Origin of the sequence: Phocaeicola coprophilus DSM 18228 = JCM 13818 (assembly GCF_000157915.1) — a bacterium.
GTDB classification, from domain to species: Bacteria; Bacteroidota; Bacteroidia; order Bacteroidales; family Bacteroidaceae; genus Phocaeicola; species Phocaeicola coprophilus.
In genome coordinates, this window is sequence record NZ_EQ973646.1 from 289077 (window position 1) to 302090 (window position 13014).

At 49.8% G+C, this 13014-nt stretch carries 14 protein-coding genes and 1 pseudogene; all 15 read left to right on the plus strand.

All coding sequences use genetic code 11. The annotated features are described in order from the left end of the window. Positions 1-431: pseudogene (locus BACCOPRO_RS18550) on the plus strand (DUF5045 domain-containing protein); the annotation flags it as partial. 43 nt (positions 432-474) lie between these two features. Beyond that, complete coding sequence (locus tag BACCOPRO_RS13215; RefSeq protein WP_005816120.1) at positions 475-1305, plus strand: phage antirepressor; 831 nt, start codon at positions 475-477, stop codon at positions 1303-1305. Positions 1306-1320: 15 nt separating this feature from the next. Then, positions 1321-1722 carry a hypothetical protein gene (locus BACCOPRO_RS13220; RefSeq protein ID WP_005816121.1) on the plus strand — a complete coding sequence of 134 codons (402 nt, stop codon included), beginning with the start codon at positions 1321-1323 and terminating at the stop codon, positions 1720-1722. Then, a complete protein-coding gene (locus BACCOPRO_RS13225) occupies positions 1722-2852 on the plus strand; it encodes a hypothetical protein (RefSeq protein ID WP_005816122.1) in 1131 nt (376 codons plus the stop codon). The genes BACCOPRO_RS13220 and BACCOPRO_RS13225 overlap by 1 nt, the downstream gene beginning before the upstream one ends. 65 nt (positions 2853-2917) lie before the next feature. Further along, entirely contained in the window at positions 2918-3319 is a 402-nt protein-coding gene (locus BACCOPRO_RS13230) for a hypothetical protein (protein ID WP_005816123.1), read from the plus strand. Positions 3320-3322: 3 nt separating this feature from the next. After that, positions 3323-3937 carry a conjugative transposon protein TraK gene (gene traK / locus BACCOPRO_RS13235; RefSeq protein ID WP_005816126.1) on the plus strand — a complete coding sequence of 205 codons (615 nt, stop codon included), beginning with the start codon at positions 3323-3325 and terminating at the stop codon, positions 3935-3937. A 12-nt stretch (positions 3938-3949) separates the two neighbouring features. Then, positions 3950-4369, plus strand: coding sequence for a hypothetical protein (locus tag BACCOPRO_RS13240; protein ID WP_005816127.1), 420 nt, complete (start codon positions 3950-3952; stop codon positions 4367-4369). After that, positions 4353-5495 carry a conjugative transposon protein TraM gene (gene traM / locus BACCOPRO_RS13245; protein ID WP_005816128.1) on the plus strand — a complete coding sequence of 381 codons (1143 nt, stop codon included), beginning with the start codon at positions 4353-4355 and terminating at the stop codon, positions 5493-5495. Before BACCOPRO_RS13240 ends, traM begins: the two co-directional genes overlap by 17 nt. A gap of 69 nt (positions 5496-5564) precedes the next feature. Further along, positions 5565-6410, plus strand: coding sequence for a conjugative transposon protein TraN (gene traN / locus BACCOPRO_RS13250; RefSeq protein WP_005816133.1), 846 nt, complete (start codon positions 5565-5567; stop codon positions 6408-6410). A gap of 71 nt (positions 6411-6481) precedes the next feature. After that, positions 6482-6955, plus strand: coding sequence for a hypothetical protein (locus BACCOPRO_RS13255; RefSeq protein ID WP_425285375.1), 474 nt, complete (start codon positions 6482-6484; stop codon positions 6953-6955). Between the two features lie 8 nt (positions 6956-6963). Beyond that, positions 6964-7617 (plus strand): Lcl C-terminal domain-containing protein, encoded by a 654-nt coding sequence (locus tag BACCOPRO_RS13260; protein WP_005816136.1) that lies wholly within the window; start codon positions 6964-6966, stop codon positions 7615-7617. 66 nt (positions 7618-7683) lie between these two features. Beyond that, positions 7684-8592: a fimbrillin family protein gene (locus tag BACCOPRO_RS13265; RefSeq protein WP_005816138.1), complete on the plus strand. Its 909-nt coding sequence runs from the start codon at positions 7684-7686 to the stop codon at positions 8590-8592. Between the two features lie 80 nt (positions 8593-8672). Next, complete coding sequence (locus BACCOPRO_RS13270; RefSeq protein WP_008144449.1) at positions 8673-10862, plus strand: type IV secretory system conjugative DNA transfer family protein; 2190 nt, start codon at positions 8673-8675, stop codon at positions 10860-10862. A gap of 53 nt (positions 10863-10915) precedes the next feature. Beyond that, complete coding sequence (locus BACCOPRO_RS13275) at positions 10916-11413, plus strand: lysozyme family protein (RefSeq protein WP_005816141.1); 498 nt, start codon at positions 10916-10918, stop codon at positions 11411-11413. A gap of 88 nt (positions 11414-11501) precedes the next feature. After that, positions 11502-12710: a putative resistance-associated DNA invertase gene (locus tag BACCOPRO_RS13280; protein WP_005816149.1), complete on the plus strand. Its 1209-nt coding sequence runs from the start codon at positions 11502-11504 to the stop codon at positions 12708-12710. Positions 12711-13014: the final 304 nt, after the last annotated feature.

Below are 13014 nucleotides of genomic sequence, written 5' to 3' on the forward strand. Positions count from 1 at the left end.
TTGCCGAAAGCAGCAAGATCAACGGTCAGTTGGACAAGATGAAGGCGAACATAGACCATATCATCCCTACAGGAGGCACCATCAACGACAAGCGTCGGTGGGAGGAACTGTACAATATGTACCAGTGTGCCGTGAAAGCCACCAAGGATGCCTATATGCCCAATGCACAGAGAAAGCGGCAGTATCTTAGCATCTATGCCGACCTGACGACACAGAACGAGACACTACTGAAATACCTTGTGCAGCTCAACACCCAAAGCCAGACTACCGCCCTCTTGGCAGCCACCAACGACCGTGTAGTACATAAAGGCAGCATCATCAGCGATGCCAAGAGCCGTTGGCAGGAAAACATGAAGGGCGTGAGGAGCTCGACAGGCACTGACGGCGATGATGCCAACAGCGGTGAGGGTGAAGAAAGTGTGAACAGATAGAAATAAGGGAAGAGAAGAAATAATCACAAAACAGCATAGAGATATGAACGATATTCAGATTTTCAACAACGAGGAATTTGGAGCAGTCCGAACCACAGGAACACCAGAGCAACCCTTGTTCTGTTTGGCTGATGTGGCAAGAGTTCTTGGACTAAAAACCAGCAAGTTGGTACAACGACTTTCGGATGATGTACTTTCAAAGTACCCCATCTCGGATAGTCTTGGAAGAGAACAGGTTACAAACTTTATCAATGAAGACGGACTGTATGATGTCATCCTTGACAGTCGCAAACCCGAAGCCAAACGTTTCCGCAAGTGGGTGACATCGGAGGTGCTCCCCTCTATCCGCAAGCATGGTGCCTATATGACACAGCAGACCATCGAGAAGGCATTGGCAGAGCCAGACTTCCTGATACGGTTAGCAGTCAATCTGAAGGAAGAACGACAAAAGCGTCTGCTTGTCGAACAGGAGTGTGAACACCAAAGGACACGCATCGTTGAGTTGGGATCCAAGGTGGATGACCTGCAACAGGAGGTGACGGAGATGAAGGACAAGGTGAGTTACCTTGACATCATCCTTGCCACGAAGAGCAGTGTCCTGGTCACACAGATAGCACAGGACTATGGCGAGTCGTCCATCCGCTTCAACCGACGTCTGAAGGAGATGAACATCCAGTATCAGCGTGGCAAGCAGTGGATTCTGTATGCCGACTACAAGGACTGCGGTTATGTGACCAGCGAGACCTACCTCATTAAACACAAGGACGGTACGGAGGATGTGCGCATGAACACCAAATGGACACAGAAAGGTCGCCGCTTCCTCTATGAGAAACTGAAGAGCGTGGGAGTCATTCCTGTTATCGAAAGAACATAAAATAAAGAAATAGCTATGGAATCAATATCAAAAATACAGTTACGTCTCTATGCCGCCAAGAGGAAAAACGGCAAGTGGCAGTTGGAGATGTCAAGGATGCCGAAGCGAATCAGCGTTATCGGCAGGACACCCATCGTTGATGAGCATTATATGCCATCTGATTTAGAGGTAGTTTCAATGTCAAAGCTTCACAAATATGTCGGAAGTTACTACGGCAAGATTGTGAAGACCCTCAAAGAGGAAGGCATCATCACCAAGGAATATGGAATGTGGAAACTGCGTGAAGACCTTCAGGACAAGGGCATTGCGGTATATGTCACAGGCAGGATGCGCTGCTTCTACCACTTCTATCTGTCATGGACACCGAAAGGCATAGAGTTTATCAAAGAGATTATCAACAATAGAACCAGGCACTGATGGCAGACAACATACTCAGCGATTTCGGCATCAACATCCTCGAAGAGGAGATTGACGATGTGATATTCCAGACCAACGAGTTCCTGACCGATGCCACCTTCACAGGCTCACAAGGGCCGTTCTGGTGGATCCTCCAAATGTGTATGGCATTGGCGGCACTGTTCTCTATCATCGTGGCGGCAAGCATGGCCTACAAGATGATGGTGAAGAACGAACCGTTGGACGTGATGAAACTGTTCAAGCCCTTGGTGGTGAGCATCATCCTCTGTTGGTGGTACCCACCTGCTGACACAGGCATGACCAACAGCGGCAGCAGCTGGTGCGTATTGGATTTTCTATCCTATATTCCCAATTGCATCGGCAGTTACACCCACGACCTCTATGAGGCAGAGGCGACCCAAATTTCCGACAAGTTTGAGGAGGTGCAGCAGTTGGTATATGTCAGGGACTCGATGTACACTGACCTCCAGGCACAGGCAGACGTGGCGCATAAGGGCACATCAGACCCCAACCTGATAGAGGCGACGATGGAGCAGACGGGCGTGGACGAAGTGACCAACATGGAGAAGGATGCCAGCAAACTGTGGTTCACCTCACTGACGGCAGGGGCCGTGGTGGGCATCGACAAGATAGTGATGCTGATAGCCCTGATCGTGTTCCGCATCGGTTGGTGGGCGACGATATACTGTCAGCAGATATTGCTCGGAATGCTCACTATATTCGGTCCAATACAATGGGCATTTTCGTTGCTGCCCAAGTGGGAAGGAGCGTGGGCGAAGTGGCTAACCCGTTATTTGACAGTTCATTTCTACGGAGCCATGCTCTACTTCGTCGGTTTCTACGTCCTGTTGCTGTTTGATATTGTGCTCTGCATACAGGTAGAGAACCTGACGGCCATCACCGCCAGTGAGCAGACGATGGCAGCCTATCTGCAAAACTCGTTCTTCTCGGCAGGCTATCTGATGGCAGCGAGCATCGTGGCGTTGAAATGCCTGAACCTCGTGCCCGACCTTGCGGCATGGATGATACCAGAGGGCGACACCGCCTTCTCAACCCGAAACTTCGGCGAGGGCGTGGCACAACAAGCCAAGATGACGGCTACGGGAACCATGGCGACCGTGATGAGATAACATGTGAGTGTGCGGTGAGTCACCGCACCTCCTATTGAAACAAATAAAAGTAACCATCAAGAAAAATGAAAGCAAAAAATGAAATTGAGCGTTGGCTCAAAGATGAGAAATTCATGGCGTTTGCCAACAAGCGTGCAAAGGAAGAGTTTTTCAATTCCGAAAACAACTACATCGACCCACAGTATGAGGAGATGGCAGAAGGCTTTGAGGATAACGACGAGTATGTAGTGCCTATGGTAGATTACCTGAGTTATCGCTTGCATCGTGCCAAAATCTACAGAAATCGACGGAGACGTGAACGTGACATCTGGTGGGTGTGGATCCAACTGAAATACGAAGGCATCTACGTAGAGGCTTGCATCAAGTATTACGCCAAACTGGTGGAAGAAGTTGAGAAGGACATATACACCATCCTGCACCGTGAATATGTGAGAATGAAGAGAAATCAGACCTCAAACAAGCAGTAACGTATGGTAATCAAGAACTTAGAAAACAAAATCAAGCTGGTGGGCATCATCTGCTCTGCGTTCCTCATGGGCTGCATCATCATCTCGGTGTCGAGCATCTGGACGGCGCGCTGCATGGTGACGGACGCGCAGCAAAAGGTGTATGTATTGGACGGCAACGTGCCCATACTGGTGAACCGCACCACGATGGAGGAAACGCTGGATGTGGAGGCAAAGAGCCATATCGAGATGTTCCACCATTACTTCTTTACGCTTGCTCCCGATGACAAGTACATCCGCTATTCGATGGAGAAGGCGATGTATTTGGTCGATGAAACTGGTTTGGCGCAGTACAATACGCTGAAGGAAAAGGGCTTTTACAACAATATCATGGGTACGAGTGCCGTGTTCAGCATCTTTTGCGACAGCATCAAGTTCAACAAGGAGAAGATGGAGTTCACCTACTACGGTAGGCAAAGGATAGAGCGAAGGAGCAATATTCTGATGCGTGAATTGGTGACGGCGGGACAGGTGAAGCGCGTGCCGAGGACGGAGAACAATCCTCATGGACTGCTCATCACGAACTGGAGAACCTTGCTCAACAAGGATATTGAGCAGAAGTCGAAGTCAAACTTCTAATATCCTAGCGGTATGAGTGTAAAAGGAATCAGACGGATGCTTGTGGGCGAGGATATGCCCGACAAGAACGACCCCAAGTACAAGAAGCGGTATGAGAAGGAGGTGGCGGCAGGGCGCAAGTTTGCCAAGACCGCGAGGATAGACCGTGCGGCGGCTAAGGTGCAAGGCTTTGCCAATGCCCACAAGACGCTGTTTCTCGTCATCGTCTTCGGCTTTGTCGCCACGTGCTTCGGCATCAACATCTACAGGATGGTGCGGTATTACGGTCATCGGACGGAGGCTGCAAGTGCCATCGAGCGGCAGGAAGGGCGCATGAAGCAGATGATGAATGCAGCCCATTGCATCACTCCTCCCGTGACGCATCGAACCAACGAGGAGAATCGAGACAAGTCAGTAACATCAAAATCAGACAGCGATGAGAATAACAGATAAGATAAACTTCCGTCAGCCGAAGTACATGCTGCCAGCCATCGTGTACATCCCGTTGATTGCCACAGGCTATTTTGTCTTTGACATGTTCAATACGGAGGTGGCGGAAACGCAGGACAAGAACCTGCAGACCACCGAGTTTCTGAACCCCAACCTGCCCGGAGCGCAGATTAAGAATGGTGACGGCATCGGTGGCAAGTATGAGAACATGGCGAAGTCGTATGGTCGCATAGCAGACTATTCGGCTGTTGATAACATTGAGCGTGACAACGAAGAAGAGAAAGAAGCGTATGAATCCAAGTACACAGAAGAAGACCTTGCGGAACTCGTCCGTCAGGCAGAAGAGAAGGACGATGCAGCCGAAGTGGCCGATGCCAAGGCGCGAGAAGCGGAAGCACTCGAAGCACTCAACAAGGCACTCGCCGAAGCGAGGCTGAGAGGACAGGCGGCAGTTGCCCCCGTGGCCCAGGATACCACACAGGCTGGGCCTCCCAAGGAGCAGATTGAGGTGAAAGGTCAGATTGCCGAGGACAGCAAGGCGGTGAAGGCACTGGACGAGGAGGACAAGGCACAGGAGGTGGTGAAGAAGGTGAAGGTGACTTCGGACTATTTCAACACCCTGACGCAGAACGAGCATGAGCCAAAGCTCATCAAGGCCATCATTGACGAGGACGTGAAGGCTACGGACGGGTCGAGGGTGCGGCTGAGACTGTTGGACGATATTGAGATTGGTGAGACCGTGGTGAAGAAAGGGTCGTACCTCTATGCCACCATGAGCGGTTTCGGTTCGCAGCGAGTGAAGGGTAGCATCAACTCCATCCTTGTGGATGACGAGCTGATAAAGGTTTCGCTTTCGCTTTATGACACGGACGGACTGGAGGGACTGTATGTCCCCGGCAGCCAGTTCCGTGAGACCACGAAAGATGTGGCGAGCGGTGCTATGCAGAGCAACATGAACATCGACCAGAGTGGAGCGAACAACAGTTTCTCGCAATGGGGAATGCAAGCCGTGACCAATGCCTACCAGAAGACAAGCAATGCCATCAGCAAGGCTATCAAGAAGAACAAAGTGAAGCTGAAGTATGGGACGTTTGTTTACCTTGTAAATGGGAAAGAGAAAAGGAAATAGACACTGCCCGACAACGGAATTGTCGGGAACGGTGGCTCATAGAGTATAAACATCAAAAAATCAACTAATATGAATTGTTTTCAGAAAATGAATGTCTGTGCATTGCTTTCGCTGAGCGTGCTTTCAGCCAAGGCGCAGACCACCTACATGGAGATGGAGCAGCTGACGGTCAACGACCAAGTGACCACCGTCATCACCGCCTCCGAACCCATCCGCTTTGTCGATATATCCACAGACAAGGTGGTGGGCGACCAACCCATCAACAACACCATCCGCCTGAAGCCGAAGGACAACGTGTATGCCGACGGTGAGGTGTTGGCGATAGTGACAATCGTGACGGAACGCTACCGCACGCAGTATGCACTGCTCTATACCACGAGGATGCAGGAGGCAGTAACCGATAAGGAAATAGAATGCTCGGAGCGCAATGCCTACAACAATCCCGCTGTAAGCCTGTCCACTGCCGACATGACCAAGTATGCACGTCAGATATGGTCATCGTCTGCCAAATACCGCAACGTGGCGACGAAGATGCACCGCATGGTAATGCGCCTGAACAACATCTACAGCGTGGGCGAATATTTCTTCATCGACTTCTCCGTGGAGAACAAGACCAACATCCGCTTCGACATCGACGAGATGCGCATCAAACTATCGGACAAGAAGCAGAGCAAGGCTACCAATGCGCAGATAGTGGAACTGACCCCATCTCTTGTGTTGGACGATGCGAAGACCTTCAAGTATGGCTATCGCAACGTGATTGTGGTGAAGAAGATGACCTTCCCCAACGACAAGGTGCTGACCATCGAGCTGTCGGAAAAACAGATAAGTGGACGCACCATCTCGCTCAGCATCGACTATGAGGATGTGCTGTCTGCCGATTCGTTTAACCATATACTGTTGGAGGAGGAATAATGAGAATTAGGAATGAGGAATTAGGAGTGAGGAATTGGCTTGTGCATACCTTACTCGTTGTCATCTGTTTTATGGCAAGCATGACTCCGGCAATGGCGCAGCAGAATAGCGACCGCATATCCTTGGGGTTCGGATGCCTGTATGAGCGAGGACTGGACGTGACGCTGTCCTACGAGTATGAGACGAAGTACCACAATGCGTGGGAGTATTTTGCAAACGGATATATCAAGTGGAACGAGTGCGCATCGTGCGGTCATGTCTGTCCTGAGAGTTTTTGGAACAACTACCGCAGTTATGGTTTCGGCTTTGCCTATAAGCCCTGTGTGGCAAGAGGACGCAACCACCATGGCAACATGCGCATAGGAGCATCGGCAGGTAGCGATACTGACAGGTTCTTGGGTGGCATCCACCTCGGCTATGAGCAAAACTATACACTCAGACACGGCTGGAAGCTCTTCTGGCAGGTGAAGACCGATGTGATGATCAAGGGTGAAGACCTGTTCAGAACGGGTATTGTCCTGGGTGTGAAACTTCCTGTAAAATGACTATGCGTATGAAGAAACTGTTTTCAATCTTGGCAGTTGCGGCAACGGTGTTGCTGACTGCCTGTGACGAGCATCAGGACTTTCCCGACACAGCCATGAAGGTCACCCATATCTTGACCACTGACGGCAAGGTGATGCCCTACGAAACCTACGAGCAATCGTGCAAGCAAGCCATTGCAGTGGTGTTCAACGTCAATCAGAGGGAAGAAATGGAGGGAAACGGATATGCCGTCTATCTGTGGGACATCGCTCCCGAAGCCTTTGCTGACAGTATCGGTGTGGAACAGGACACATCCTGTGACCTCACCGCCTACGACGGCAACAAGAACACTTTTGCCCTTTATGGCACGACCGATGTGAAGTCGCCTTTGGCTGAGCGTGTCTTCGACATGTGGCGTTACGGGCAAAGTGCCTATATCCCCAGTGTGGCACAGATGCGTCTGCTCTATCATGCCAAGGACATCATCAACCCATACATCCTGAAATGCGGCGGCACACCTATCCCCGATGAGGATGATGACTGTTGGTATTGGACTTCAACGGAGGTAGAAGGACAAGCGACCGCCAAGGCATGGCTTTACTCACTGGGAAGCGGTGCCATACAGGAGACTCCCAAGTGGCAGCCGCATAAGGCGAGACCCATCATCACGATTATGGATTAGCCCATATACAGACATCGAGTATCACCCGTATCATCATCAAAGTACAACAATTAAAAAAGAAAAAGCATGAAAAAGAATTTGTTTCTAATGTTGGGACTTGGAGCCATGCTCCTCACGTCCTGTGACCAAGACATCGTCAATGAGATTTACCTGCCCGGTGGCGGAGGTTCTGTGGTCGTGACCGACAGCACATCAACCAAGCAGCTTCAGGTATTCACCAATCTGGAGATGCTGCAACCTGCCGTTTCCACACGAGCCGTTGACAACCAGTGGGAACTCAATGATATGATTGGCATCTCTTCCACAGGGATGATCAACAATATGAAGTTCACCCGAAGCGGCGGCACGAATCAGTTTGTGTCAGCCAACAAGGTGTTTTTCACGGACACAGACACTCACACCTTCAATGCCTACTATCCCTATACGGCAAATCCTACCAACGACCTCATAGAGTTCCAAGTGCCGGAGGCAGCTGTACAGAGTGAGCAGAAGGTCAATGATTTTCTGTTTGCCAGTGGAGCGGCATCATACGCCAATCCGAGCCTTACATTGAACTTCACCCATCAGATGGTGCGTGTCATCATCAAGGTCTATACCTCACCAGAATACGGTTTCACCACCAATGATTTTGCAGGAAGCCTACTCACGTTCGTCGGTTATTTTGACAGCGGTACTTTCAACATCAAGACCGGAAAGGTAGAATGCAGTGACGAGTCGGTGACGACCTATTATTTCGGCGACCCACAAAGTGACCACATGGAATATACGCTTTATGTTCCTGCACAGGTTATGCCAGACATGACATTGCAACTCAGCAATGGGGAGAACTTCGTATTCCTCACAAACGACACGTGGAAAGCGGGTCATTCCTACAGCTATTCATTGAAGCCTGTACGCAACACCTTGGAGGTCATATCTGCAACTATTTCTCCGTGGACAGTAGAGTCTGAGAAGACCATCAACGGCTACGAATAAAACTCATAAGAGGATTGGAGGGTGTCCACCGTGGCATCCTTCATCTTTTCTCATTATCACCCAACATCATCGTAAAGTAAATGGAAGAAAGCAAAGAGTTACAGGGTTTTTACAAGATATTCAGGGCGGTGATTTATGTCTCCATCCTGATGGAGTTCTTCGCCTACGCACTGGAGCCGGAGCAGTTGGACTTCTTGGGCGGCGTAGTGACGGATATCCACACTCGCATCAAGCGGTGGATGATTTACCATGACGGCAACCTCGTGTATAGCAAGGTGGCTACGTTCCTGCTGATATGTATCACCTGTGTGGGAACGCGCAACAAGAAGCATCTGGAGTTTGACGCTCGCAGGCAGGTGCTCTATCCGCTGCTGTCGGGAGTGCTGCTGATTGTGCAGTCCGTATGGCTGTTCGGTCATTCGATAATGCCCTGTTTCTATACCCTCCGTTTGAACACTTGGCTCTATATGCTCACTTCCATCGTCGGTGTCGTATTGGTGCATATCGCCCTCGACAATATCTCTAAGTTCCTGAAGGAAGGGCTGCTGAAAGACCGCTTCAACTTCGAGAATGAGAGCTTTGAGCAATGCAGGGAGTTGCAGGAGAACAAGTACAGCGTGAACATCCCTATGCGCTATTATTACAAGGGCAAGTTCCGCAAGGGATGGGTGAACATCGTCAATCCGTTCCGTGGCACATGGGTTGTGGGTACTCCTGGTTCTGGTAAGACCTTCTCCATCATCGAGCCGTTTATCAGGCAGCACAGCGAGAAGGGCTTTGCCATGGTGGTGTACGACTATAAGTTTCCCACTCTCGCCACCAAACTCTACTATCATTACTTGAAGAACAAGAATGCCAAGGACAGCAAGATGCCCCATGGCATGAAGTTCAACATCATCAACTTTGTGGATGTGGAGTATTCGCGCCGTGTGAACCCCATCCAGTTGAAGTACATCAACAACCTTGCCGCAGCGAGCGAGACCGCCGAGACCCTGCTTGAATCCCTGCAAAAAGGCAAGAAGGAAGGCGGCGGTGGCAGCGACCAGTTCTTCCAGACCTCTGCCGTCAACTTCCTTGCCGCCTGCATCTATTTCTTCTGCAACTACGGCAAGGAGCCCTACGACAAGGACGGAAAGATGCTGATTGCCGAGCGGCGTGAAGACCCAAAGACGAAAAGGCTGATACCCACAGGACGGGTGTTCGACCATTCGGGCGCGGAGGTGCAGCCCGCTTATTGGTTGGGCAAGTACAGCGACATGCCACATATCCTATCGTTCCTCAATGAGAGTTATCAGACCATCTTCGAGGTACTTCAGACCGACAACGAGGTAGCCCCCTTGCTTGGCCCGTTCCAGACTGCCTTTGCCAACAAAGCCATGGAGCAGTTGGAAGGTATGATTGGCACGCTACGTGTCTATACCTCCCGTCTCGCCACCAAGGAATCTTACTGGATATTCCACAAGGACGGCGATGACTTCGACCTGAAGGTCAGTGACCCGAAGAATCCAAGTTATCTGCTCATTGCCAACGACCCCGAGATGGAGAGCATCATCGGTGCACTGAATGCCTTGATTCTCAACCGCCTTGTAACGAGGGTGAATACAGGACAGGGCAAGAACGTTCCTGTCAGCATCATCGTCGATGAGTTGCCGACCTTGTATTTCCACAAGATAGACCGACTGATAGGCACAGCCCGAAGCAACAAGGTGAGCGTGGCACTTGGCTTTCAGGAACTTCCGCAGTTGGAAGCCGATTATGGCAAGGTGGGTATGCAGAAAATCATCACCACCGTGGGCAATGTGGTGAGCGGTTCGGCAAGAGCCAAGGAAACCCTCGAATGGCTGTCGAGTGACATCTTCGGTAAAGTAGTGCAACTCAAAAAGGGCGTGACCATCGACCGTGACAAGACCTCCATCAACCTCAATGAGAATATGGACAGCCTGGTGCCTGCAAGCAAAATCTCCGATATGCCCACAGGTTGGATATGTGGACAGACCGCCCGTGACTTCGTAGTCACCAAGACCGGGATGAACGGAAGCATGAACATCCAGGAGAGCGAGGAGTTCAAGACATCCAAGTTCTACTGCAAGACCGACTTCGATATGACGGAAATAAAGAAGGAGGAATCGGAGTATGTCCCTCTCCCTAAGTTCTATAAGTTCAAGTTGAAAGAAGAGCGAGAGCGCATCCTCTACAAGAACTTCGTTCAGGTTGGGGAGGACGTGAAAGCCATGATTAAAGAGATTCAGCAGTTCCGCACTATGATGTAGTGATATTGATTAGAGTGCGGTGAGACATCGCACCTCCTATATAAAATAATGTAATGAGAAGATACATCATCGTACTATTGAGCATGTTGGCCATCTGTAGCGTGCCCTGTCAAAGCCAAACCATTGACAGGGCACTGTTTGAACGGATGGTAGCCATTACCAAACACTTCGAGGGTTGGCACGACCCAAAGACCACACCGGGCTATGTGGGCTATGGTCACCAGCTACAGAAGGGAGAGCGTTTCCCGAAAACACTGACACGTCAGCGTGCAGATTTGCTGTTACGGACAGACCTCCTCCGGCACCTGCGCCTATATGCCCGTTATGGCAGGGATGCTTATCTGCTTGCCACCCTCTCGTACCAGATTGGACCAGCCAAGTTGTTAGGCAATGGACGATACCCGAAAGCGTCCCTGCTCACCCGATTGGAACGTGGCGACAGGGACATCCTGCCACTCTATCTGAGCTATTGCAAATGGAGGGGAAAAGCAGTGGCATCCATTAGGAAACGGAGGTGGGTGGAATATCAGCTGTTGTATGCCGAGCGGTGAGGCACCATCCCTCCTATACCTGTTTGTCTGTCACTTATATTATATATAAAGGTAATAATTGCAATTTCAATGTTAAAGTCAGAGCATTATGGCATCCATCAAATTAAAGTTCAGAACATCATCTGTTCAAGAGAAAGAGGGTCGCCTGTATTATCAGGTGATACACAATCGTGTGGCACGTCAGATCCATACAGAGTACAGAATCTATTCCTCAGAGTGGGATGCGGACCATTCAAACATCATTTTGCCAACTTCCGTCACTCCACAACGTCAAGCCTATCTTCTTTCCTTGAAAGATACATTGGATGCTGACAGGAAGAAACTGCTGTTGGTCATTGCACGGTTGGACAAGGAAGGGCAGTCATATACAGCAGACACCGTCGTTGACAACTTCCATGAGGGAAAAGAATTACATGGCATTATCGGCTATACGCTGGAGTTGAACGAAAAACTGAGACGCATCGGCAAGAAGCGGATGGTAGCAAGGTACAAAACCACCCTCAACAGCCTCCAGCGTTACCTGAAAGGAGGCGATGTGCCATTGGAGGAAGTCGATGGGACAACGATACAAGGCTATGAACAGTGGCTGAAAGACAGCGGACTGTGCCGCAACACCACCTCTTTCTACATCCGCAACCTGCGCACCATCTACAATCATGCCGTAGATGACGGACTGGTCATCTCTTCCTCACCGTTCAAGCATGTATATACCGGCATCGACAAGACCGTCAAGCGGGCACTCCCCTTGGAAATCATCAAGCAACTGAAAGAGCTGGACTTGAGTCTGAACCCCCGTTTGGAGCTTGCAAGGGATATGTTCCTGTTCAGTTTCTATACCCGTGGGATGTCGTTCATCGATATGGCACAACTTACACCAAGCAATCTGCATGGCAGTACGCTCATTTACCGCCGTCAGAAGACCTCACAACAGTTGCACATCAAATGGGAACCTGCCATGCAGGAGATAGTGGCGAAGTACAAAACAGATGATTCTCCCTACCTGCTCCCTATAGCAAAAGGAGAGGGAGCCATATTCTGGAGACAGTACAAGAATGCCTATAGCCGTATCACCAAGCAGTTGAAGAAAATCGGAGAAATGATAGGCCTGTCCGTACCCCTGACCACCTACGTAGCCCGCCACTCCTGGGCAAGCATAGCCAAGAGCAAGAACGTGCCCGTATCTACTATCAGCGAGGCATTGGGGCATGACTCCGAGAAAACCACACAGATATACCTCTCCTCATTGGACACCTCTGTCGTTGACAACGCCAACAATCTCATCATCAATTCTCTTTAGGAGGTGCAGCGTCTCACTGCACCTTTATTTCAATATTTATAACTATTGTATTGCGGTGTGATACCGCAACTATAATAAAAAAGTCGGGGATTGTTGAGCAAAAAGGTGTTTCTCTCTTTAAGAGAAACTCTTCGGGATGCAAAAATATGAAAATAACTCCAATTCACCAAATTATATAGCGACTTTTTTACAAAAATGCTAAAATTTGTTGATTTCCGTCAAGCAATTGTTGAGCAAATATGTCTTTTACGATAAAATGATACCTCAATATCAACTGTTTAGCAAAACGATATTTCTCTTAAAG

Excerpts from the sequence above, each read along its gene's own strand:
- BACCOPRO_RS13230 (WP_005816123.1), top strand. The coding sequence starts at position 2,918 with ATGAAAGCAAAAAATGAAATTGAGCGTTGGCTCAAAGATGAGAAATTC.
- BACCOPRO_RS13260 (WP_005816136.1), top strand. The coding sequence starts at position 6,964 with ATGAAGAAACTGTTTTCAATCTTGGCAGTTGCGGCAACGGTGTTGCTG.
- BACCOPRO_RS13280 (WP_005816149.1), top strand. The coding sequence starts at position 11,502 with ATGGCATCCATCAAATTAAAGTTCAGAACATCATCTGTTCAAGAGAAA.
- BACCOPRO_RS13255 (WP_425285375.1), top strand. The coding sequence starts at position 6,482 with ATGGCAAGCATGACTCCGGCAATGGCGCAGCAGAATAGCGACCGCATA.
- BACCOPRO_RS13265 (WP_005816138.1), top strand. The coding sequence starts at position 7,684 with ATGAAAAAGAATTTGTTTCTAATGTTGGGACTTGGAGCCATGCTCCTC.
- BACCOPRO_RS13275 (WP_005816141.1), top strand. The coding sequence starts at position 10,916 with ATGAGAAGATACATCATCGTACTATTGAGCATGTTGGCCATCTGTAGC.
- BACCOPRO_RS13225 (WP_005816122.1), top strand. The coding sequence starts at position 1,722 with ATGGCAGACAACATACTCAGCGATTTCGGCATCAACATCCTCGAAGAG.
- BACCOPRO_RS13240 (WP_005816127.1), top strand. The coding sequence starts at position 3,950 with ATGAGTGTAAAAGGAATCAGACGGATGCTTGTGGGCGAGGATATGCCC.
- traK (WP_005816126.1), top strand. The coding sequence starts at position 3,323 with ATGGTAATCAAGAACTTAGAAAACAAAATCAAGCTGGTGGGCATCATC.
- BACCOPRO_RS13220 (WP_005816121.1), top strand. The coding sequence starts at position 1,321 with ATGGAATCAATATCAAAAATACAGTTACGTCTCTATGCCGCCAAGAGG.
- traM (WP_005816128.1), top strand. The coding sequence starts at position 4,353 with ATGAGAATAACAGATAAGATAAACTTCCGTCAGCCGAAGTACATGCTG.
- BACCOPRO_RS13270 (WP_008144449.1), top strand. The coding sequence starts at position 8,673 with ATGGAAGAAAGCAAAGAGTTACAGGGTTTTTACAAGATATTCAGGGCG.
- BACCOPRO_RS13215 (WP_005816120.1), top strand. The coding sequence starts at position 475 with ATGAACGATATTCAGATTTTCAACAACGAGGAATTTGGAGCAGTCCGA.
- traN (WP_005816133.1), top strand. The coding sequence starts at position 5,565 with ATGAATTGTTTTCAGAAAATGAATGTCTGTGCATTGCTTTCGCTGAGC.